Origin of the sequence: Rhizobium etli 8C-3 (assembly GCF_001908375.1) — a bacterium.
Lineage (GTDB): Bacteria > Pseudomonadota > Alphaproteobacteria > Rhizobiales > Rhizobiaceae > Rhizobium > Rhizobium etli_B.
The window spans coordinates 2,325,372-2,347,326 of record NZ_CP017241.1 but is presented as its reverse complement, the minus strand read 5'-3'; the positions used below and the strand labels follow the sequence as shown (position 1 = coordinate 2,347,326).

Here is a 21,955-nt window from a genome sequence, read left to right as displayed (position 1 = left end):
CGCGGGCGGCTTCTTCTTATATGGGGGCAACATGTTCGGTTATCTCTTCCTCGTATTGGTTGCCGCAGCCGTGGTCGCGGCCTACTTCGGAGGCTTGCGCGCCCTCGCCGTATCGACAACGGCAGGAACGAGCCGCATCAAGGCGCATTCCCGGCCGATTTACCACGGTCTCAACGCCGCGATCTGGACCGCTGTTCCCGCTTCCATCTTCCTTCTTCTCTGGCTTGCCTTCCAGTCCAGCGTCGTGAACCAGCTTGTGCTCGCCTCATATCCTGGCTCCGAAGGCATGGACAGTGCTGCACTATCGCTGCTCATCGGCGAAATCCGCCAGGTTGCGGCCGGAAACCTGTTCCGCCAGCCAACGCCTGAAGTGGCTGCTGCAGCCGAACATCTTCGGTCGCTCCAGACCTACTCCACCTACCTGATGATGGCGATTGGCTTCTGCATCGTCGCGGTGGGTGCATTTCTCGGGATGAAGGTGATCAGCCCAAGGTATCGCGCCCGCCACAGTGTCGAGACTGCGGTCACGGGTTTCATGATGTTCTCCTCCCTGGTTGCCATCATCATCACAGTGGGCATCGTCGGCTCGCTCGTATTCGAAGCGCTCCACTTCTTTGCAAGGGTTCCGGTCACCGAATTTCTCTTCGGCCTGCGTTGGGAGCCTCAGATCGCCATCCGCGCAGACCAGGTGGCCGGGCAAGGCGCGTTCGGCGTTCTTCCGGTCCTGTTCGGCACGTTCGTCATCTCGGCGATCGCCATGCTGGTTGCGGTTCCGACGGGGATACTCTCCGCCATCTATCTTACCGAGTATGCGCATCCGCGGTTCCGTGCCGTTGTGAAGCCGCTTCTTGAAATTCTCGCGGGAGTTCCGACGGTCGTCTACGGCTTCTTCGCCGTGCTGACGGTCGCCCCTGCTATTAGGGCCCTGGGCGCTTCCGTGGGGATAGCCTCGTCGCCGAACAGCGCGCTTGCCACCGGCCTTGTCATGGGCGTGATGATTATTCCGTTCATTTCCTCGCTTTCGGACGACGCCTTTGCGGCGGTGCCGCGTGCCATGCGCGACGGCTCGCTGGCCCTGGGAGCAACCAAGGGCGAGACTATCCGCAAGGTCCTGCTGCCGGCCGCTTTGCCTGGCATTATCGGCGGCGTCCTTCTGGCCCTTAGCCGTGCGGTCGGCGAAACGATGATCGTCGTCATGGCAGCCGGCCTAATCGCGAAGATCACACTCAACCCCTTCGATGCGGTCACCACCGTGACCGTCCAGATCGTCACCCTTCTCATCGGCGACTCCGAGTTCGACAACCCGAAGACGCTGGCGGCTTTTGCACTCGGCCTTGTACTCTTCCTCGTCACACTCGGCCTGAACCTCATCGCGCTGCGCACCGTGCGCAAGTACCGGGAGAAATATTGATGTCCACGACCGCAGTCGCCGGAACGCGTGTCAACTGGCATTCGGATGACATGAAGGCACGCCGGAAGGCACGCTATGCCGCTGAGCGGCGTCTCCAGGCTTATGGCATGATCGCAATCATTTTCGCGCTCGGCTTCCTCGCTTTCCTCATCGGTTCTCTGACGCTCACCGGGTACAAGGCGTTCACCCAGACGGTGGCCACCATAAACATCGACCTCAGCAAAGCTGAGCTCGATACAAGTGATATGATGAAGGCCGACTGGCGCGGCGCCGTGCGCGAGGCACTGCGCAACCAGATTGGGGACCTGCCACGCAGGCAGGAGAAGGCCTTCTTCGACCTCTTCACATCCTCGGCACCGTTCCTCGTTCGCGATGCAGTCATTAAGGATCCAGCACGCCTCAAGGCACCGAGCAGCTTCGTCATCCCGATGTCCGATCCGGCCGACCAGTTCGTCAAAGGCGAGATCAGCCGGGATACGCCAGAGAGCCAGCGGCGCATCAGCGACGAGCAGATCGGCATGATCGACCAGCTCGTATCCAAGGGCGTAATCTCCAGTCCGTTCAATTGGGCGCTTTTCCTCAATGCCGACAGCCGCTTCCCGGAACTGGCTGGCTTGGCTGGCGCGATTTCCGGATCGTTCTGGTCGCTGCTCGTCTGCTTCGCCATCAGCTTCCCGATCGGCATTGCGGCGGCGATCTACCTGGAAGAGTTCGCTCCCAAGAACCGTTTCACCGATCTCATCGAAATCAACATCAACAATCTTGCGGCGGTCCCGTCGGTGGTGTTCGGTCTCCTCGGGCTCGCCGTGTTCTTGAACGGTTTCGGCCTGCCGCGGTCGTCTCCGCTCGTCGGCGGCCTCGTCCTCTCGCTGATGACGCTGCCGACGCTCATTATTGTTACACGCGTGTCGCTGAAGGCGGTGCCTTCCTCGATCCGAGAGGCGGCCCTGGGGGTCGGCGCCTCCAAACACGAGATGATCTTCCACCACGTGCTGTCGCTCGCCATGCCGACCGTCATGACGGGAGCGATCATCTCGCTCGCGCGAGCTCTTGGAGAAACCGCGCCGCTGCTGCTCATCGGCATGAACGCCTTCATCACGAGCCCTCCGGACGGGATATTCGCGGCGTCGACGGCGCTTCCGAGCCAGATCTACATCTGGGCGGACAGCCCGGAACGCGGCTTCGTATCGAGAACCTCCGCCGCAATTCTCGTGCTTTTGGGGTTCCTCATATTGATGAACGCGATCGCCATCTTCCTCAGGCAGCGCTTTGAGCGCCGCTGGTAACGGAGTAAGGATTATGAACATGTTGACCGAAACAGCAGTTGAGAAGGCTCTGGAGCAGAAAATGAACGCGACCGCCTACAAGATGGTCGGCAAGACGGTGTCGGTTTACTACGGCGAGAAGCGTGCGCTATTCGACGTGAACCTGAACGTCCGCGAAAATACCGTTACCGCACTCATCGGCCCGTCGGGCTGCGGCAAGTCCACCTTCCTGCGCTGCTTGAACCGCATGAACGACACGATCGACAATTGCCGCGTCACGGGCGAAATCAAGCTGGACGACGCGGATATCTACGATCCGGACATTGACGTTGTGGAACTGCGCGCTCGCGTCGGCATGGTCTTCCAGAAACCGAACCCGTTCCCGAAGTCTATCTACGAGAACGTTTCTTACGGACCGCGCATCCACGGTATTGCCAGGTCGAAGGCTGACCTGGATCAGATCGTCGAAAGCAGCCTCCACAAGGCCGGTCTCTGGAACGAAGTCAAAGACCGCCTGCAGGAATCCGGCACCGGTCTGTCGGGAGGCCAGCAGCAGCGCTTGTGCATCGCACGAGCCGTCGCCGTCAGCCCGGAAGTCATCCTGATGGACGAACCATGCTCGGCGCTTGATCCTATTGCGACCGCCAAGGTCGAGGAACTGATCCACGAGCTTCGCGAGAACTACAGCATTGTCATCGTGACGCATTCGATGCAGCAGGCGGCCCGCGTTTCGCAGCGCACCGCCATGTTCCACCTCGGCAATCTCGTCGAGGAGAACGACACCGACAAGATGTTCACCAATCCGGACGACCCGCGCACCCAGGACTACATCATGGGCCGCTTCGGCTGATCTGCGGCGTTCAGGCTATTCAAGGACAATCCCCATGGCATCGACCCATATTTTTTCTGCCTATGACGAGGATCTGAAGTATTTGTCCCGCCGCATCTCGGAAATGGGCGGGCTTGCCGAGCAGATGGTGTCGGACGCCGTCCGCGCGCTTGTCAACGGTGACGCTGGCTTGGCCCAGAAGGTCATCTCCGACGATGTTATCATGGATCACGCCGAGCGCGAGATTGGCGACAAGGCGATCGTCACGATTGCCCGCCGCCAGCCGGTGGCCTCCGACCTTCGCGAGATCATGGGCTCGATCCGCATCGCGGCCGATCTCGAACGCGTCGGCGATCTCGGCAAGAACACTGCCAAGCGTGTCATTGCCGTGCAGAGCACCGGCGTTCCGCGCAAGCTCGCCCGCGGTCTCGAGCATCTTTCCGAACTGGCGCTGGTACAGCTCAAGGAAGTACTCGACGTCTATGCCTCGCGTTCAGCCGACAAGGCGAAGTCGATCCGCGAGCGAGACGAGGAAATCGACGCCATGTACACCTCGCTGTTCCGCGAGCTGCTGACCTACATGATGGAAGATCCGCGCAACATCACCAGTTGCACGCATCTTCTCTTCTGCGCCAAGAACATCGAGCGCATCGGCGATCACGCAACCAACATTGCCGAAACGATCTATTACATGGCGACCGGCGCACAGCCGGAAGGCGAGCGTCCGAAGGACGACACTGCCAACACCGTCGGCGCGGTCACGCAATGACTGTTGCGAACCCGCCTTCAGGAGACAGAACCGCATGATCCCGAGAGTTGCAGTCGTTGAAGACGAAGAAGCACTGAGCGTGCTTCTTCGCTATAACCTCGAGGCCGAAGGTTTCGAGGTGGACACCATCCTGCGCGGCGACGAGGCCGAAATCAGGCTTCAGGAGCGCACGCCGGATATCCTGATCCTCGACTGGATGCTGCCCGGCGTCTCTGGTATCGAGCTTTGCCGCCGCCTGCGCATGCGCCCAGAAACGGAGCGTCTGCCGATCATCATGCTGACGGCGCGCGGCGAGGAAAGCGAGCGCGTGCGCGGCCTTTCCACCGGGGCCGACGACTATGTCGTCAAGCCGTTCTCCACGCCAGAGCTGGTTGCCCGCGTAAAGGCGATGCTGCGCCGCGCCAAGCCTGAGGTGCTCTCCACGGTGCTGAAATGCGGGGATATCGAACTCGACCGCGAAACGCATCGCGTCCACCGCAAGAGCCGCGAAGTCCGCCTTGGTCCGACCGAATTCCGCCTCCTGGAGTTCCTGATGTCATCGCCCGGACGCGTCTTCTCGCGTTCGCAGCTTCTGGATGGTGTCTGGGGCCACGACATTTATGTCGACGAGCGCACCGTCGACGTTCATGTCGGTCGCCTTCGCAAGGCACTGAATTTCTCCAACATGCAGGACGTCATCCGCACGGTCCGCGGCGCGGGATATTCGATGGAAGCGTAGCAGGGAGGCCGGAGAGGATGTCGGTGCGGATACTTGTTGTCGAGCAGGACGAAGATCTGCTCACCACGCTGAAGAACGCTCTGGAGACAGAAGGATATTCGGTGAACTGTCTTCCCCCCCATGCATCGCTCGTCGAGCTTGTGGCGTTGCGGCTGCCTGATGCGGTGATATTCGGTGCGCCGGCTCCTGGCTCGATGGCGATCTCGACATGCCGCCAGTTCAGGACAACCGGAGCGACCGCCCGCCTTCCGATCGTGGTGCTTCTGGACTCGCCCCTCGAACAGGACCGGTTGGCAGTCCTTTCGGCCGGAGCCGACGACTGCCTCATAAAGGCAGTTTCCCCCGTCGAACTCCTCATCCGATTGCGGAACCTTCTGCGACGTCTCAATCCAGCGTTACTGGAGAGCACGCTGAAAGTCGGGGATCTGACGCTCGATAAGAACGCCCGCCGGGTCCACAGGCAGAAAAAGGAAGTCAAGCTCGGACCCACCGAGTTCAGGCTACTCGAGTTTCTGATGAAGTCCCCCGGTCGCGTCCACTCCCGATCGGAATTGAGGGCATCGCTGTGGGGCAGCGATGCCAGTGTCGATGAACGCGCTGTCGACGTACACATCGGACGCCTTCGGAAGGGCATCAGTCTCGGCAAGGCCGACAAGGTGATCCGGACGGTGCGCGGCGCCGGCTACGCACTTCGCGACTTCTGACCGGTATCGGGGTCCGACCCGATCCCGCCACTGTGTGCAGAGATTGTGAGGCGCGATATAGATGTTCTCGCAACACGTGTGTCACGTCGATTTCACGCGACCGCCTATATTGGTGTGTGTTTAGTCGCGCTGGAGGTGATTCCAGTCCGCCTTCGGCTCCCATACTTGCCCAAAGGCGTCAGACATACAATCCAACCGGGATGAGGCTCGGTCCGATCGGCCCACACTCGTCCCAAAGTACAGCTAGTTTGGTTGAAGCGATTTGGAGTATTCCATGACGATCAAGACGGCGTTGTTGAGAATGTCCCTGATTATCGTTTCCGGTTGGGTCATGGTCGGCACCATCACCTTGGTGATGTTCCATTGACCAGTGAGGTTTAACGGCAATGCGGTTCCTGGTGTACACGAAAACGATCGCCCAACTCGATTATGACGAAGAGACGCGCGTCTTGACGATCATCTACCGGGACGGCCAAGTGCGATCCGTTCACCATGTCGATCCCAAGATCATGATGAAAATGGTTGCGCAGCTTCCTCCGGAACGATCCCTCTACCTGATGCAGGCGGCGATCTGATCGTCGCGGTCAAGGCAAGGTGTGACCTCATCTGGCGTCAATGCATGGCCTCGATAAAGGCGCGTCGATAAAACGCGCCAAGGCTGATCCGTTCTTCAGCGACCGCCACGAGCTTCTTCTGAAGACGGCGCTCGAATTCCCGCGATCGGGCTGCCCGTAGCCTGCCGTGCGGCGTCGTGGGCTTTAACCGCATCCGTGGTCCGAGGTCGGCGCGGTACTGGGCCAGCGTCATGCCGGCTCTGATCAGCAGAGCTCTTATCTGCGGACGGTGCTCGGCAGCGATGACGAGGCCAAACGACTTGATCAGCATAGGCTTCGGGACGGGCAGCTCGATCTCGTCGATAATGTCATTTCCCACTTGCGCTTCCTCGGCGAACGCAAGGTACCGGTCCACCAGGTCATGAGCGGCCTCGAGGGTTTCGGTGTCCGGCCTGTACCGGCACCAGGTGTCACCAAAAGCACTCAGCGATCCGTACGACATCAAGAGCTCCTTTGCCCCTTCAAATGAACGCGGAAATTGGCTGATTGTTCAAAGGATGCCGCAAGCGGTGCCAGGGCGCGGCTTCGCCACCATCGGCTCCACGTCGAGATTGCCGCCGTGGAGCAGCGCGGCGCGTTTTTCGTAGAACGAGCGCTGGTAGGTGACCTCGATCGAGTTGTTGGCACGGACGAAGAATCCGACCATGGCGGCAGGGGCTTTTCCCAGAACCCGTCGATCCATCTGGGTCGCAGGCTATGATGGCGAAGCCCTTGGTACTGGCCGGCGTATAAACCCTACCACGCAATCGCCCGTTTGCCGTGGAAGCGGCGCAGCCTGTGCGGCGTTTGCTAGCCAGCCATCGGACGCAGGAGTAAAATCTTAAACGTGATGGACCGGGAGCGATGTGGGAGCATCGCGAAAGGAGGCCCGGTATGAACAATGCGCCCGCGAACGACCCGCCGAACCCGACTTCGGCAGAAGCCGGTGTCATCTTCGCCGATCTTGTGCGGGAAGGGACCGACCATGCCGACGTTCTCGCCCTGCTGCCCGATCCGGCAACTGCGCAACCTTGCCTTGACGTCGCCGAAGACGCCGCCCGTGCCATCCATGGCACCATGTCCGTGGCCCATGTCGGCGCCGATCCGGAACGGATGATCGCCGCGCCCGAGGAGATCGATCTGCAGATGCTGCGGGACCTGACCGAAGGCTCGCCGCATAAGCGGTTCGAACGGGTCGCCCGAGCCTTCGAGGATTGGAAGCAGTGCAAGCCTGGCCGAGAACGGCTCCTTCTCGATGATTGCCGCGGCGAAGTTGCTCGTTGCGTGAGTGCCAAAGTCCGTGAGACGGCGTTGGTCGTCGCTCCTTGTCATGGCAATATGGATGCCCGCGACGCTTTTCACGATCTCGTTTTCCATGAGCGCAAGCTGGTGTTGGCACCACCTGCCGGTACCCATGCCGGCAATCTGCTGGGGCATGTGGTGATCGGCTGGAAACCGCATGGTCATGCGCGGGGAGCCGTCGCCGCGGCAAGACGCTGGCTGGCTGCGGCCGATCGCGTGACGGTTCTGTGCGTCAACGACGAACCGGACGGAAGCTACCAGTCAACGGCAAGAGAGTTGCTTGATCAGCTGGGGCTTGACGGCGACGTCGTCGCAATCAACTCGGCAGGCCTGTCCGTCGGGGAAACGATCCTCGATTTCGCCAAATCGGCGAATGCGACGTGCCTTTTGATCGGCGCTTTCAAGCATGGCTACTTCCTGGAACTGCTGCTCGGTCGTGTCACTCACTACCTGCTGTCGCATTCGCCGCTTCCATTGATGATGAAGCATTAGCGGCGGCGTTGGCCTGACCTCGCCCGCGCCAAGAAAAGTCGTTCCAGATCGGTACTCCCATCCGGTTCGATGACACGGTTGCCCACATCTGCGATGGTCCTCCTGGTTGCAAAGGAGGAAGTCTGGCGGCCTCAATAGTTCGGTGCGGGTCCTGCGAGTCGATTACAGTTTTCGTTGAGGGTCAGCTGCCGACAAGCCCGGCGTGAAGCGCATTTCGTGCAGCGTCTGTAACGCTTTACGTGCAGAACTTCGTGGAGAAGCAGATGGATGGGTGAACCATTCTCGGCTGTTGTCGGGCGCATGTGGGGCGACATCGGCGATCAGGTGGCTGGGCAACGCGGTCATCTGCCGCATAGTGTTCTCCCAGGCGGTGCGCTGCAGTTGCCTTGCCCTGAACGTAAAGAAGATGTCCAAAATGCTATGTGCAGTCTCGGTCATCATGGCCTCCTTCGTTTATCGCCATGGTGCTAAAATAGCTTTGCGTTGACATTCAAACAAACGAAATGATATGGTGCTTAACATCAGAAAAATTGAAAGATGCGACGATGACTGTGCCCTTTCGCCGCCCGATCCCCTTGCTCGACAATGATGTTCTAAGAACCTTTGTCGCCATTGCGGAAACAGGCAATTTTTCGACCGCAGCCGAAGCAGTTTTCCGCACTCCTTCGGCGGTTTCCATGCAGATCAAGAAGCTCGAGGAACAGCTCGGCGCGACGCTCTTCATGCGTGATGCGCGATCGGTGACGCTGACGCAGCACGGTGAGCTCCTGCTGACCTACGCCCGCAATATCTTGGCGCTTTCCAACGAGGCGGTTTCCCGCTTCATCATGCCGGAACTCAGCGGCGTCGTGCGGCTCGGCGCGCCGGAGGATATCGGCGAACGGCTGCTGCCAAGTATCCTGAAGAGCTTTGCGGAGAGCTACCCGGGCATCATGGTCGACGTAACGATCGACATGAGCATCGGCCTCAAGAAGCGTATGGAAGAGCAGAGGCTGGATCTGGCACTGATCAATTGCGCCACGCGGCCGTTTCCGACCGGCGGAGAGATCGTGTTTCGAGAACGCCTTGTCTGGGCAGGCGCCAAATGCGGTACTGCCCACAGGCGGGATCCCCTGCCGATCTCGATCTGGGAGGATGGCTGCATCTGGCGCCAGGAGGCGCTGGCGCAGCTTGAGCGTAACAAGCGGCCCTACCGCGTTGCCTATCTCAGCGGCCATACGATGGCGCAGCGCGCCGCTGTGCTTTCCGACCTTGCGATCGCGCCGCTGCCGCGCTCCTATGTGGCCGACGGGATGGTGATGCTTGGTGCCCAGGAAGGCCTGCCTGAACTCGGCTCGTTCGACATCCGGCTGTTGACGGCCTCGCAGCTCTCCGGGCCTATGGAGGCCGTCGCCGACAGCATCCGCTTTGCCTTCGCGGAAAAGGCAAAGGCCGCCGCCGCTTGATCTGGACGGCGAGGAACTTTATTGGATTTCAGCGCGTTAAACGGCCGGAGCGGCGTTGGCTGCTTCGGCTGCGTAATTTTCGTTTGCACAAGAGGATTTCCAAAATGGCGACAACGGTCAAAGTCGGCGCAGCACTGATGCTGCTTCTGGCCCTTTCTTCCTGCGGCAATACCATCCGTGGCATGGGCCGTGATACGGCAAACGCCGTCAACGCGACGCAGGATGCCGGCCATTCGGTCAACCGCGCCGCACGCCGCTAAATCTTTTCAGATCGTGCGGCAGGGTAGGCGCGTTCCAGGCCGCCTGATCGGTCAAGCCCGGCGCGGAATGCAAGATAGGCCGGATGCTGGCTGGATCTTGCCGTTTCCGTCAAACGGATCTGAAGGCGCCTGGGAGCGGCTTCGCCAATCCAGACTCCGCAATTTTCAATTTTCAGAGAATTGAGAAAAGACCCAGCCGCCGCCAAATCCAGATACCGACGCAAGCCGTCGATCAGGTTGTCGTCTTGCGCTGCATTTCCATGAGCAGCGCAAGATAGGACCTGTCGGCTTCGCAAGCGCCTGCAATTTGTGGGCAACAATCTCGCGATCGGGAAAGGAAGCGGCTGGCGTCATCGGTCATCCATAGGTTCTTGCCATTGTCCGGCAGTCGTTCGACTAGCTATGCCGTCAGCCTAGGAGCTATAGCCTTCGCGAGGCTGGAATTGCTCAAAGTGCGGCCCTTACCCTTTCCGCGACGTCAGCCGTCATCCACCGTGTCCAGAGTTCGGGGTAGTTGCGCAGAAAATGCAGTGCGGCGTTCTCGCTGCTTTCTTGGTTTTCGTCCTGCCATGCCAGAACGTCGTTTATAGTGTTGTTGTCCCAGGTGCGGGAGCGCAAGTAGGCGAGTTCCGGACCGGCACGGTCGGCAAAGGCCTTGGTGACGACGGTAAAGGCTTGGGAGACGGGATAGGCGTTAAGCTGCGGACGCGCGCAGCCTTCGATCGCGGTGCAAGCCAGCCATTCCGCCCTGTCGTGGCTGACGCCCATACTAAGCAGTGTCATGTCATATTTGCCGAGGATCGCCGTTGGTGCCCAGTAATAGCCGAGCCAGCCGACCTTGGCGTCGAAGGCTGCGGCGATCGAATCGTCGAGGCTTTGCGGGCTTTCGCTGTCAATCAGCTCGAAACCGGCCTTCTCGCCGGCCAAGGCTCTGAAAAGATTGGCTGTCGAAATCCGGCAGCTCCAGCCCGGCGGACAATTGTGAACGGCGCCCTTAGAGGCATTTTTGGGTGCGGGGAAGAGGTCTGGCCGTTTCAGCGCATCCTGCACTGAGCGGATGTCGGGATTTGCATCGGCGATGAATTTCGGAATCCACCAGCCTTCGATTGCACCATCCGACAAAATCTCGGAGGCCTGGATCAGGCGCCCGCTCTTCACAGCCGCATCGAATTGAACCCTGACTGACGCGGTCCAGAGTTCGGGTGCGATATCGGGTTCGCCCTTCTGATCCATCGAAGCAAAAGTGGGCACCGTATCACCGGCTACCATCGTGACGTTGCATCCGTAGCCGTTTTTAAGGACGAAGCGGTCTATATTGGCGGCAATCGCCGCCGAGGCCCAACTCATCTCCGCAATCGAAACATTATCGCAATCAGCGCGCGCGGCGCGGGCGCCGGTAACGAGACATACCGCGATAAACAGCCAAGCCAGGATGATCTTCATTCCCTCGTTTCCCAGTTTCTGATGCTGACATGCAGAATACAAACTGCCCATCGGCTCGTTCAATGGATGCATGTGACAATTTCGCCGTCGCAATTTCAGGTTTCAGCCATTTTTGCATCGCCACCGCGGCCTGGAACATTCCATCACTTCCAGCCTACGCCTTTGACACGGCAATTGAAATCCGATTATGAGCGAATATTATTGAGCTAAGCAGCTGATTTGAATGCGCTAATATCCCCACTGATCCACAAGCGATAGCCTGTACCGAGCTGCCATCATGGGCTGCATGCGGATCGGGAATCGGCAAAATGTCGAAAAAAGTCGAAATCTGCCATTGCTGAGGTCCGTAATAACACTCCGGTAAGAATGTCGCGCTATCAGTTGAACCACGGCGGGGGACAACCGCCGCTTTCTCCGGATCAGGTAGTGCGTCCCGGAGAATACGAGTTTCGTCGTGTATTGGCGAATACGCCAGAGTTTTCGGCAAACCGCGCGCGCCCGCCAGCCCGCGCGGTTTTCGCATTTCAATCGGACGATTGACCGCGGATCATGCCGCGTTGTAGGCCTCATCGCATGACCAAGGCGATCATGTTGCAGGGAACCGGCTCGGATGTCGGCAAGACGGTGCTCGTTGCCGGGCTTTGCCGACTTGCGGCCAATCGCGGCCTCAAGGTGAAGCCTTTCAAGCCACAGAATATGTCGAACAACGCGGCCGTCTCCGATGACGGCGGGGAGATCGGCCGGGCGCAGTGGCTGCAGTCGCTTGCGGCGCGCACGCCCTCGTCGATACACATGAACCCGGTTCTCCTTAAGCCTCAATCCGAAAACGGCAGCCAGATCATCGTGCAGGGCAAGGTCTTTGGACAGGCTAGGGCACGAGACTACCAGATGTTGAAACCGCTGCTTCTTGAGCAAGTGCTAGAGAGCTTTGCGATCACGTTGGAAGGCGCCGATCTCGTCATCGTCGAAGGTGCAGGCTCGCCGGCCGAAATCAATCTACGTCCCGGCGATATCGCCAATATGGGCTTTGCCACCCGCGCCAAGGTGCCCGTCGTGCTCGTCGGCGATATCGACCGCGGCGGCGTGATCGCCTCTCTTGCCGGCACCCACGCAATCCTTTCGGACGACGACCGGGCGATGATTTCCGGCTATATCATCAACAAGTTCCGAGGCGATGTTTCGCTCTTTGATGACGGCAAGGCAGCCATCAATCGCTTCACCGGATGGCCGTGCTTCGGCGTGGTGCCCTGGCTGAAGGCTGCCGCGCGCTTGCCAGCGGAGGATTCGGTCGTGCTGGAGCGCCTCGCCAGGGGTGCTTCCGGTGCGTTGAAGATCGCCGTACCGGTTCTGCCGCGGATCGCCAATTTCGACGATCTCGATCCTCTGCGTGCCGAGCCGGATGTCGAGCTCGTCTTCGTGAAGCCGGGAGACCGGCTACCGGACGATGCAGCGCTCGTGATATTGCCCGGGTCGAAATCGACGATCGCCGACCTCGGTGATCTGCGCGCTGCCGGCTGGGACCGAGACCTGGAGGCGCACGTCCGGCGCGGCGGGCGCGTCATAGGCATCTGCGGCGGATATCAGATGCTCGGGCGCGTGGTTCGCGATCCGCTCGGCATCGAGGGGGCGAGCAATGCGACACCGGGTCTCGGATTGCTGGATGTCGAGACCGAAATGGCGCCTGAAAAGACCGTGCGGAACAGCCTGGCGGTTTCGGTCGAACACGGCGTTCCCCTTGCCGGCTACCAGATCCATCTGGGCGTGACGACCGGGCCGGACTGTGCCAGGCCATCAGCGGTGATCGACGGTGTGGCCGATGGCGCGGTATCTGTTGGCGGCCGGATCATGGGCACCTATCTGCACGGCCTGTTCGGCAGCGATGCCTTTCGCGGCAAGCTTCTCGAAAGCTTTGGCCTATCCGGCCAACGGCGGAGCTACGGTCAAATCGTCGACCAGGCGCTCGACGAGGTCGCCGACGAACTCGAGACCCATCTCGACAATGCCTGGGTGGCGGGGCTCCTCGGCTAGATTTCGCCGGATACCTCGCGTCGTCTGCGGTCGAGCTCTTCGCTGTAGCGGCGAAGCGTATAGCTTTCGCTGAGCTGGCCGACGACGCGGCGCTCGATCAGATTGTTGAGCACGGCGAGGGCCTCGCTCTCCGTCTTGTCGAAGATCGCCGCCGCCTGCTTTGCGTTCATCTGTGGCTGCAGGAAGTCGTTCCGGTAGCGAATGAAATCCTTCAGATCCTTGCCCTCGTCGTAGGTGTCGACCGGGCTCGCGTAGATTTCCGGAACGAGCACGATGCCGGCATATTTGTCGGAGTCGTCGACGAGGATGACGCGCTGCCTCGATCCGATCGGGAAGGCCTTCTTGAAATCTTCAATCGTGATGCTGGCCTTCGCCGTTTTCACGTCCGAGCGCATCAGCTTGTCGACCGTCAGATTGCGGATCCAGCCGACATCATGGGCGCTGCGGATGCTTTCGCCACGAAGATGGAAACGCCATGTCGCGAAAGAGTAACCGAACGTGTTGCGAACGACGAGCGACGAGGTGATGACGGCTGCAAGTACCAGCGCGGTGATTGGAAAGTCCCCGGTTATTTCGAGCGCCAGGAAAGTCATCGTCAGCGGCCCTCCGATGACCGCAACGGCGAGCGAACTCATGCCGACCACGGCATAGATCACGGGCGTCAGCGTCGCATGGGCGAAATAGGGGGCACAATAGGCGAAAAGCTTGCCGAGCAGCGCGCCCATGAAGAGCGAGGCGAAGAAGAGGCCGCCCCTGAAGCCGGAACCGATGGAGATCGCCGATGCGAAGGACTTCAGTAGGAGAAGGCCGACCAGGATCGGGACGGCAACATCACGGCCAAGGTTCAGATGCAGCGCGCCGTGGCCCGCTGAAAGCACCTGCGGTGTAATCATCGCCAGAAGGCCGACGACGATGCCGCCGAGCGCCGGGCGAAGCGGCGTCGGAACGGAACTTTTACGCGCCATCTCCTCGATGAAGGCCACGCCCTGCATGATCAGGATGCCGACGCCGGCGCAGAAGGCGCCAAGCAACAGGGCAGGGATATAATCAGCCGGAACCACCGTGCCGAATTCACCGACATCGATCATGAAATCGCTTCCCGCCAGCAGGCGCGCGACGAGCGTCGATACGAGGGCGGAAACGACGACCGGCGTCAGTGAAACGATCGTGTAGGTGCCGATGATGAGCTCGAATGCATAAAACGCGCCTGTCAGTGGTGCGTTGAAGGCCGCGGCAATCGCTCCCGCCGCGCCGCAGCCGACAAGGACGCGCAGATCGGCACGGCGGAGCTGAAGCTTCAGCCCGAGTTTGGAGGCGATACCCGCCGCGAGCTGAACGTAGCCGGCCTCCAAGCCGACGGAGGCGCCGAAGCCGTTCGAAACCAGATTCTGTACGGCGACGATGATGCTATCTGTCAGCGACAGCCGTCCGCCATGCAAAGCGTTGGCTTCGATGGGATCGACCATAGGCTTCTTGCGGGTTCGCGCGAGAATGAAAAACAGAAGGCCGAGCAGAACCCCGCCGCAGACCGGCGCCATCAGGAGCAGGAATTTGTCGTTTGTCTGCGATGAGCTCAGCCGTTCGATGTCGCTGATACCGAAGATCAAGCGATGCAGTTCGCGCGAGACAAGGCTCATGCCGGTGACAGCCAGGCCCGACGTCACGCCGACGGCGATGCCGGCGAAGACCATGCCCATTTCACTGCGGCGGGCAAGCGCACGGAGCCTCCCGGCGTCGAGCAGGCGGTAGAGCCGGTAGAGGCGCGGGAAATTCGATTTCGTGAGCATGTGCAAAGAACTAGATGGCGGCCAACAGCGTCAAGGGCTATACGGGCGCTTGCTCCCGAAATGTGGCGAAAGCCCGGCGCGAAACGGACCGAGAATTGCAAGCTGTTTGCCGCGGGTTTCATTTGAGTGGGCACAATTGACTTCGGAAGGCGGCTTGCCTAACGATGAATATTCTTACGGATGGTTCCGGGGCTGCAGATGCTGTTCCGGATGAAAAGGGAATGTGAAGGGACGGACCCACGCCGGGCGTCTTCATCACAGCCGACCCCGCGACTGTAGAGCGGTCAGGGTCTTCCATCCGGCGTCGGGTCGGGTCACGGCTGTTTTGCATGTTGCGGAGCAGGTGAAGCGGCTGCGGCGCCGGAAAAGCCACTGGAAATGCATTGTGATCAGCCGGGGCAGGACGCCTCCATTTCTACGAATCGTCCGCCTTTTCACAAGATCGCAACCGGGAAGGCGAGGCAGATCCGCTGGCGCGGTCAGGGCGACCTTAGGTGGTCGCCCTGTCGGCCGACACCCGCGAGCCAGGAGACCTGCCATGCGTGCCGGGCGAAGAGCTCATTCTGGGGCATTGTTCCCCGCTGCCAGCACGGAGGTTGTCATGGCTCAACGATGGAATTCCATGCCGTATTTCGCGGCGTCTTTGAGGGATGCGGCACTTTCGACTTTCCGCACTCCTGTCGTCACAGGAACGCAAACAGTCCTGTTGAAAGGATCTTCTGAGCCCAAGGACCTGGAGGCGCTCAGCTCCTGTGACAGGCGCAGGAACGAGGGTTGGCTGCGCTATGCCTCCGCAGTGCCATCCCTTACCCCACAGGTCTCCAGATGAACCGTTCCACACGCGGCACCGCCTTCGTCCTGGGGGGCGCCCGTTCCGGCAAGTCCCGATTTGCCGAGCAGCTGATTGCCGACAGCGGGCTTGAGCGCCACTACGTCGCGACGGGCCGGGCCTGGGACGAGGAGATGCATCAGCGCATCGAGAGCCACAAAACCGAACGCGGCCCATTGTGGAGGACGCATGAGGAGCCTCTGGAGCTTGTCCCGCGTCTTTCCATTATCGACCGCGAGGGCCGGGCGATTCTTGTTGATTGCCTGACGCTTTGGGTCACCAACCTGATTATGGAGGAGCGCGACATGGCGGCGGAATTCGCAGCACTTGCCGCTTGGTTGCCCAATGCAAAAGCGCGGCTCGTCGTCGTTTCCAATGAAGTCGGCCTCGGCATCGTGCCGGAAAACCGCATGGCGCGGGATTTCCGCGACCATGCAGGACGGCTGCACCAGATAATGGCGGCGCAAGCCGCGGAAGTGTATTTCATCGCGGCCGGTTTGCCGCTGAAAATGAAGGGTTGAACCCATGAGCCAGCAGAAGATCCCCGCAACCGTCATCACCGGCTTCCTCGGCGCCGGCAAGACTACCATGATCCGCAACCTGCTTTCCAACACCGGCGGCAAGAAGATCGCGCTGATCATCAACGAGTTCGGCGATCTCGGCGTCGATGGCGATGTATTGAAAGGCTGCGGCGCGGAAAACTGCACTGAGGACGATATCATCGAGCTGACCAACGGCTGCATCTGCTGCACCGTTGCCGACGATTTCATCCCGACGATGGCGAAGCTTCTGGAGCGCGCGCAACGCCCAGACCACATCGTCATCGAAACCTCCGGCCTTGCCCTGCCGCAGCCCCTCGTTGCCGCCTTTAACTGGCCGGATATCCGCAGCGAAGTAACCGTCGATGGCGTCATCACAGTCGTCGACAGCGCGGCCGTCGCTGCCGGCCGTTTTGCCGACGATCACGAGGCGGTGGAGGCGCGCCGCGCAGACGACGTCTCGCTCGATCATGAGAGCCCGATCGAAGAACTGTTCGAGGACCAACTGGCCTGCGCCGATCTCATCGTGCTCAACAAGACAGATCTCCTTGACGGCGAAGGGCTCAGTCGCGTGCGCCACGAAGTGACCTCCCGCATCGCCCGCAAGCCGGCGATGATCGAGGCGAGGAACGGCGAGGTTCCGGCAAGCGTGCTGCTCGGCCTCGGCATCGGTACTGAAGAGGACATCGGCAACCGCAAGTCCCATCACGAGCTGGAGCATGAGGACGGCACGCCGCACGATCACGACGAGTTCGACAGTTTTGTGGTCGAGTTCGGCCCGATCGGTGATCCGGCAGGCTTCGCCGAGAAGCTGAAAGGCGTGATTGCCGAGCACGATATTCTGCGCCTCAAGGGCTTTGCCGATGTCCAGGGCAAGCCGATGCGCTTGCAGGTCCAGGCCGTCGGCAGCCGTATCGACCAGTATTTCGACCGCGCCTGGGTGCCGGGCGAAGCGCGCGGCACGCGGCTTGTGGTGATCGGCCTGCACGAGATGGATCAGGACACCGTCCGCAGGTCCATCCAGGCACACGTCTAAGGCTCGGCCATGCATCTGCTGCTTGCCCAGAGGGGAACGATCAGCGACGGCGACGAGGCGATCGACCTCGGCCAATCGCCGGCCGACATCCTGTTCCTGTCTGCGGCGGATACCGAGCTTGCGGCGATCGCCGCAGCTCACGCGCAAGGCTCAAGGTCCTTCACGCTCCGGCTCGCCAGCCTGATGAGCCTCAAGCACCCAATGTCCGTCGATGCCTATATCGAGCGCACGGCAAGCTGCGCAAAGCTTATCATCGTCCGGGCGCTTGGCGGCGCGAGCTACTTCCACTACGCGCTGGAGGCGCTGCATGCCTGCGCGGCGCGGCATGGTGCGTTGATTGCGGTCCTGCCTGGGGATTCGAAGCCGGATGCCGGATTGACGCCATTTTCGAACGTGCCGCTTGACGATCTCAACGCGCTCTGGGGCTATCTGATCGAAGGCGGCGAGGGGAATTCGCGAAGTTTTCTCGATTACGCGACGGCGATGCTTTCCGGCGGCGAGAAGCCGGGCGCAGCCGCGCCACTGATGAAGGCGGGCATCTGGTGGCCGGGTCGAGGCGTGATTGGAGTTGAGGAATGGAAAATCTTTTCCGCGCCCGGTATCCAAGACTCGAAAAAAGAGGCCGGATTCAAACCGATCGTCGCCATCAGCTTCTACCGTGCGCTCGTGCAAAGCGGCGAAACGGCGCCCGTCGAAGCGCTCATAGAAGCGCTGGCGGCGGAAGGACTGCGCCCTTTGCCGGTTTTCGCCTATAGTCTCAAGGATCCGCTATCTATCGGCATTCTAGAGCGTGTCTTTGCAGAGGCGCCGCCCGATGTCGTGATCAACGCTACCGGCTTTGCCGTGTCTGCGCCCGGCGCCGATCGAGCGCCGAGCGTGCTTGAATCAAACGGCGCCGTTGTTCTTCAGGCGATTTTCTCGGCCACATCCAAGGAGGCGTGGGCCTCGTCGTCCCAAGGCCTTTCCGCCCGCGATCTCGGCATGAACGTCGCGCTGCCAGAGGTCGATGGCCGCGTTCTGGCGCGGGCTGTCTCGTTCAAGTCCGCCGCCCGTTACGACGCGGCCGTCGAGGCCAACATAGTCGCCAGCGAGCCCGATACTGAACGCATGCGCTACACGGCGAAACTCGCTGCCAACTGGGCGCGCCTCCGAAACAGGCAGGTTGCGGGCCGGCGGATCGCACTGGTGCTTGCAAACTACCCGAACCGTGATGGACGCCTCGGCAATGGCGTCGGCCTCGATACACCAGCAAGCACCATCGAGGTGCTCAAGGCAATGCGGGATTCGGGTTACGCTGTTTCCGGTTTCCCGGCCGATGGTGATGCGCTGATGAGGCACCTAGCCGAGGGGCCGACGAATTCCGGACATGATGGCAAGGTGATCCGCGAGACGCTTTCCTTGAGTGGATACAAGGCCTTCTTTGCATCTCTTCCGAAAAAGATTCAGGACGAGATTACACTCCGCTGGGGGGATCCGGCGTCCGATCCCTATTTCATGGACGGCAGTTTCGCCCTGCCTTTCACCCGCTTTGGACATCTCCTCGTCGGCATCCAGCCTGCACGCGGCTACAACATCGATCCGAAGGAAAGCTACCATTCGCCGGACCTCGTGCCGCCGCATGGCTATCTTGCCTTCTATGCCTTCCTCCGCGAGGAATTCGGCGCTGATGCCGTGATCCATATGGGCAAGCACGGCAATCTGGAATGGCTACCGGGCAAGGCGCTTGCACTGTCTTCGGAATGTTATCCGGAAGCGATCCTCGGCCCGCTGCCACATCTTTATCCCTTCATCATAAACGACCCGGGGGAAGGCACGCAGGCCAAGCGGCGCTCGAGCGCCGTCATCATCGACCACCTTACGCCGCCGCTGACACGGGCCGAAAGCTATGGCCCACTGAAGGACCTGGAAACGCTGGTCGACGAATATTACGAGGCCGCCGGCAGCGATCCGCGGCGCATCCGGCTGCTCGGCAAACAGATCCTTGATCTCGTCGCCGATATAGGTCTCGACCGGGATGCGGGGATCGCCAAAGGCGAGAGTGGGGACGAAGCGCTGAAGAAGCTCGATGCCTATCTTTGCGATCTTAAGGAAATGCAGATTCGCGATGGGCTGCATGTCTTCGGCGTTGCGCCGGTGGGCCGGTTGCTGACCGATCTCACGGTGGCACTGGCGCGCGTGCCGCGCAGTTTGGGCGAGGACGGGGATCAGAGTTTGCAAAGGGCGATTGCGAAGGACGCATTTGCAGCGGACGTCGCGGAGGCACCCCCCTTTATGAAACACCTATCTGCGGCTTCCGGTCGGACAGAGGGCCCCAAGTCCCTCTCTCGACATTTCGATCCCTTGGATTGCGATATGTCGGCGCCCTGGCTCGGCCCGCGGCCATCGCTGCTGATGGAAACCTCCGATACCCCCTGGCGCACCAATGGCGACACCATCGAACGCATCGAACTGCTTGCCGCAGAACTGGTCGCTGGTGGAATTCCGTGCCCGACGGACTGGCCTGCGACACAATCGGTCCTCACCGAGATCGAAACTCGTCTGAAGCCTTCCATCCGCGCCTGCGGGAAGGCTGAAATCGCGGGCCTTCTTCGCGGTCTCGACGGCCGCTTCGTCGCTCCCGGTCCGTCCGGTGCGCCGACGCGCGGGCGGCCGGACGTGCTGCCGACGGGGCGGAATTTCTACTCAGTCGATAGCCGCGCCGTTCCGACGCCCGCAGCCTTCGAACTCGGCAAAAAATCCGCCGAATTGCTCGTTCGGCGCTACGTTCAAGACCATGGTGACTGGCCGGTCTCGTTCGGGCTTACGGCCTGGGGTACGTCGAACATGCGCACCGGTGGCGACGATATCGCCCAAGCGCTGGCGCTGATCGGCGTCAAGCCGGTATGGGACATGACCTCGCGGCGCGTCACCGGCTACGAGATCATTCCGCCTGCACTGCTGCAGCGCCCGCGCGTCGACGTGACGCTGCGCATCTCCGGCTTCTTCAGGGACGCCTTTCCCGAGCAGATCACGCTGTTTGACCGGGCAATCCGCGCTGTAGGCGCCCTCAATGAAGATGCCGCCGACAACCCGATCGCGGCCCGCATGCGCGGCGAAACGGCGCGCCTTGCCGCCGCCGGCCTCGATGAGGCATCCGCACAAAAGCGCGCCGGCTACCGCATCTTCGGGTCCAAGCCCGGCGCCTATGGTGCGGGCCTGCAGGCTTTGATCGACGAAAAGGGCTGGGAACGGCGTGCCGATCTGGCGGAATCCTATCTTGTCTGGGGCAGCTATGCCTACGGCGCGGCGGAGGAAGGCAGGGCTGAACGCGGCGTCTTCGAAGAGCGCCTGCGCTCCATCCAGGCCGTGGTGCAGAACCAGGACAACCGCGAGCACGACTTGCTCGACAGCGACGATTACTACCAGTTCGAAGGCGGCATGGCGGCCGCAGCCGAACAACTGGGCGGAGTACGTCCGGCGATCTATCACAACGATCACTCACGACCGGAGAAGCCGGTGATCCGCTCGCTCGAGGAGGAGATCGGCCGCGTCGTGCGCGGGCGCGCGGTCAATCCGAAATGGATCGATGGCGTCATGCGCCATGGCTACAAAGGCGCCTTCGAGATCGCAGCCACAGTCGATTACCTGTTCGCTTTTGCAGCGACGACGGGTGCCGTCGGCAACCACCACTTCGAGGCCGTCTACCAGGCCTTCGTCGCCGATTCGAAAGTCCGCGATTTCATGGCAAAGAAGAACCCGGCGGCGCTTGCGGACATGAAGGAGCGGCTGCTCGAAGCCATCGAGCGCAGGCTCTGGACGCCACGCAGCAATTCGGCACGCTTCGATCTCGCGGCGCCGCGCACGGAAACGGCACAAGCTCTTAGGGAAGAACAATGAGCGAAGAACCAGTGGAAAGCGGCGCGAAGGACGATGCACGTCACGCCCAAAAGATGGCCAAGAAGAAGGCCGCGCGTGACAAGATCATGGCCACGAAGACCGACGAGAAAGGCCTGATCATCATTCATACCGGAAAAGGCAAGGGCAAGTCGTCTGCTGCCTTCGGAATGATCTTCCGACATATCGCCCATCGCAAACCGTCAGCCGTCGTGCAGTTCATCAAGGGCGCGATGTGGACCGGCGAGCGCGACCTGATCGAGAAACATTTCTCTGATATTTGCCAGTTTCATACGATGGGCGAGGGATTCACCTGGGAAACACAGGACCGTGCGCGCGATGTTGCAGCGGCGAGGGCTGCCTGGGAGAAGGCGAAGGAACTGATCCGCGACGAGCGCAATTCCATGGTGCTGCTCGACGAGATCAACATCGCGCTCCGTTATGACTATCTGGACGTCAACGAGGTGGCCGCATTCCTCATTGCCGAGAAACCCTATATGACCCACGTCGTGCTGACGGGCCGGAACGCCAAGGACGAGCTGATCGAGATCGCCGATCTGGTCACGGAAATGGAGCTGATCAAGCATCCGTTCCGCTCCGGTATCAAGGGGCAGCCCGGCGTGGAGTTCTGA

At 60.8% G+C, this 21,955-nt stretch carries 20 protein-coding genes, 1 pseudogene and 1 riboswitch; of the genes and pseudogenes, 15 read left to right on the top strand and 6 right to left on the bottom strand.

What is annotated here, in order from left to right:
* Positions 1-31: 31 nt before the first annotated feature.
* From pstC to AM571_RS11890, 7 genes are all read left to right on the top strand, one after another.
* The gene (gene pstC / locus AM571_RS11920; protein ID WP_074061582.1) at positions 32-1,411 is read left to right on the top strand and encodes a phosphate ABC transporter permease subunit PstC; all 1,380 of its coding nucleotides are present in this window, start codon (positions 32-34) and stop codon (positions 1,409-1,411) included.
* Positions 1,411-2,697, top strand: a complete 1,287-nt coding sequence (pstA, locus tag AM571_RS11915; RefSeq protein WP_074061581.1) for a phosphate ABC transporter permease PstA — start codon at positions 1,411-1,413, stop codon at positions 2,695-2,697. Before pstC ends, pstA begins: the two co-directional genes overlap by 1 nt.
* A 13-nt stretch (positions 2,698-2,710) precedes the next feature.
* The gene (pstB, locus tag AM571_RS11910) at positions 2,711-3,526 is read left to right on the top strand and encodes a phosphate ABC transporter ATP-binding protein PstB (protein WP_074061580.1); all 816 of its coding nucleotides are present in this window, start codon (positions 2,711-2,713) and stop codon (positions 3,524-3,526) included.
* Between the two features lie 34 nt (positions 3,527-3,560).
* Positions 3,561-4,274 (top strand): phosphate signaling complex protein PhoU, encoded by a 714-nt coding sequence (gene phoU / locus AM571_RS11905; RefSeq protein ID WP_074061579.1) that lies wholly within the window; start codon positions 3,561-3,563, stop codon positions 4,272-4,274.
* Between the two features lie 34 nt (positions 4,275-4,308).
* Positions 4,309-4,992 carry a phosphate regulon transcriptional regulator PhoB gene (gene phoB / locus AM571_RS11900; RefSeq protein WP_022714998.1) on the top strand — a complete coding sequence of 228 codons (684 nt, stop codon included), beginning with the start codon at positions 4,309-4,311 and terminating at the stop codon, positions 4,990-4,992.
* Positions 4,993-5,009: 17 nt separating this feature from the next.
* A complete protein-coding gene (locus AM571_RS11895; protein WP_074061578.1) occupies positions 5,010-5,696 on the top strand; it encodes a winged helix-turn-helix domain-containing protein in 687 nt (228 codons plus the stop codon).
* Positions 5,697-6,082: 386 nt separating this feature from the next.
* A complete protein-coding gene (locus AM571_RS11890; RefSeq protein WP_074061577.1) occupies positions 6,083-6,271 on the top strand; it encodes a KTSC domain-containing protein in 189 nt (62 codons plus the stop codon).
* A gap of 37 nt (positions 6,272-6,308) precedes the next feature.
* Here the strand turns inward: AM571_RS11890 and AM571_RS11885 are convergent, their stop codons facing one another.
* Positions 6,309-6,752: a hypothetical protein gene (locus tag AM571_RS11885; protein ID WP_074061576.1), complete on the bottom strand. Its 444-nt coding sequence runs from the start codon at positions 6,750-6,752 to the stop codon at positions 6,309-6,311.
* A 48-nt stretch (positions 6,753-6,800) separates the two neighbouring features.
* Entirely contained in the window at positions 6,801-6,992 is a 192-nt protein-coding gene (locus AM571_RS36200) for a hypothetical protein (protein ID WP_132660672.1), read from the bottom strand.
* A gap of 191 nt (positions 6,993-7,183) precedes the next feature.
* On the opposite strand from AM571_RS36200, the gene AM571_RS11880 reads away from it, so the two are divergent.
* Positions 7,184-8,083 (top strand): universal stress protein, encoded by a 900-nt coding sequence (locus tag AM571_RS11880; protein ID WP_074061575.1) that lies wholly within the window; start codon positions 7,184-7,186, stop codon positions 8,081-8,083.
* 162 nt (positions 8,084-8,245) lie between these two features.
* Here AM571_RS11880 and AM571_RS11875 read toward each other — a convergent pair whose 3' ends face one another.
* Positions 8,246-8,521 carry a hypothetical protein gene (locus AM571_RS11875; RefSeq protein WP_155774433.1) on the bottom strand — a complete coding sequence of 92 codons (276 nt, stop codon included), beginning with the start codon at positions 8,519-8,521 and terminating at the stop codon, positions 8,246-8,248.
* A 65-nt stretch (positions 8,522-8,586) separates the two neighbouring features.
* On the opposite strand from AM571_RS11875, the gene AM571_RS11870 reads away from it, so the two are divergent.
* Both AM571_RS11870 and AM571_RS11865 read left to right on the top strand, forming a co-directional pair.
* Complete coding sequence (locus AM571_RS11870; RefSeq protein WP_196776273.1) at positions 8,587-9,528, top strand: LysR family transcriptional regulator; 942 nt, start codon at positions 8,587-8,589, stop codon at positions 9,526-9,528.
* A 104-nt stretch (positions 9,529-9,632) separates the two neighbouring features.
* Positions 9,633-9,788 (top strand): entericidin A/B family lipoprotein, encoded by a 156-nt coding sequence (locus tag AM571_RS11865; RefSeq protein WP_074063205.1) that lies wholly within the window; start codon positions 9,633-9,635, stop codon positions 9,786-9,788.
* Here the strand turns inward: AM571_RS11865 and AM571_RS37350 are convergent.
* Together AM571_RS37350 and AM571_RS11855 are read right to left on the bottom strand one after the other, a co-directional pair.
* Positions 9,785-10,142, bottom strand: a pseudogene (locus tag AM571_RS37350) (hypothetical protein). The gene AM571_RS11865 and the pseudogene AM571_RS37350 sit on opposite strands and share 4 nt — an antisense overlap.
* A gap of 93 nt (positions 10,143-10,235) precedes the next feature.
* A complete protein-coding gene (locus AM571_RS11855; RefSeq protein WP_074061572.1) occupies positions 10,236-11,231 on the bottom strand; it encodes a glycine betaine ABC transporter substrate-binding protein in 996 nt (331 codons plus the stop codon).
* Positions 11,232-11,804: 573 nt separating this feature from the next.
* On the opposite strand from AM571_RS11855, the gene AM571_RS11850 reads away from it, so the two are divergent.
* The gene (locus AM571_RS11850) at positions 11,805-13,259 is read left to right on the top strand and encodes a cobyric acid synthase (protein ID WP_074061571.1); all 1,455 of its coding nucleotides are present in this window, start codon (positions 11,805-11,807) and stop codon (positions 13,257-13,259) included.
* Here the strand turns inward: AM571_RS11850 and AM571_RS11845 are convergent.
* On the bottom strand, positions 13,256-15,046 hold the full coding sequence (locus AM571_RS11845; protein ID WP_074061570.1) for a chloride channel protein: 1,791 nt from the start codon (positions 15,044-15,046) through the stop codon (positions 13,256-13,258). The two genes, AM571_RS11850 and AM571_RS11845, sit on opposite strands and share 4 nt — an antisense overlap.
* Positions 15,047-15,210: 164 nt before the next feature.
* Positions 15,211-15,602: riboswitch (cobalamin riboswitch) on the top strand.
* 269 nt (positions 15,603-15,871) lie between these two features.
* Here AM571_RS11845 and cobU point away from each other — a divergent pair.
* Genes cobU through cobO form a run of 4 tightly spaced genes read left to right on the top strand, consistent with a single transcriptional unit; the run spans position 15,872 to position 21,955 of the window.
* A complete protein-coding gene (gene cobU / locus AM571_RS11840) occupies positions 15,872-16,396 on the top strand; it encodes a bifunctional adenosylcobinamide kinase/adenosylcobinamide-phosphate guanylyltransferase (protein WP_074061569.1) in 525 nt (174 codons plus the stop codon).
* A gap of 4 nt (positions 16,397-16,400) precedes the next feature.
* Positions 16,401-17,450 (top strand): cobalamin biosynthesis protein CobW, encoded by a 1,050-nt coding sequence (cobW, locus tag AM571_RS11835; protein ID WP_074061568.1) that lies wholly within the window; start codon positions 16,401-16,403, stop codon positions 17,448-17,450.
* A 9-nt stretch (positions 17,451-17,459) separates the two neighbouring features.
* A complete protein-coding gene (gene cobN, locus AM571_RS11830) occupies positions 17,460-21,326 on the top strand; it encodes a cobaltochelatase subunit CobN (protein ID WP_074061567.1) in 3,867 nt (1,288 codons plus the stop codon).
* The gene (cobO, locus tag AM571_RS11825; protein ID WP_074061566.1) at positions 21,323-21,955 is read left to right on the top strand and encodes a cob(I)yrinic acid a,c-diamide adenosyltransferase; all 633 of its coding nucleotides are present in this window, start codon (positions 21,323-21,325) and stop codon (positions 21,953-21,955) included. The genes cobN and cobO overlap by 4 nt, the downstream gene beginning before the upstream one ends.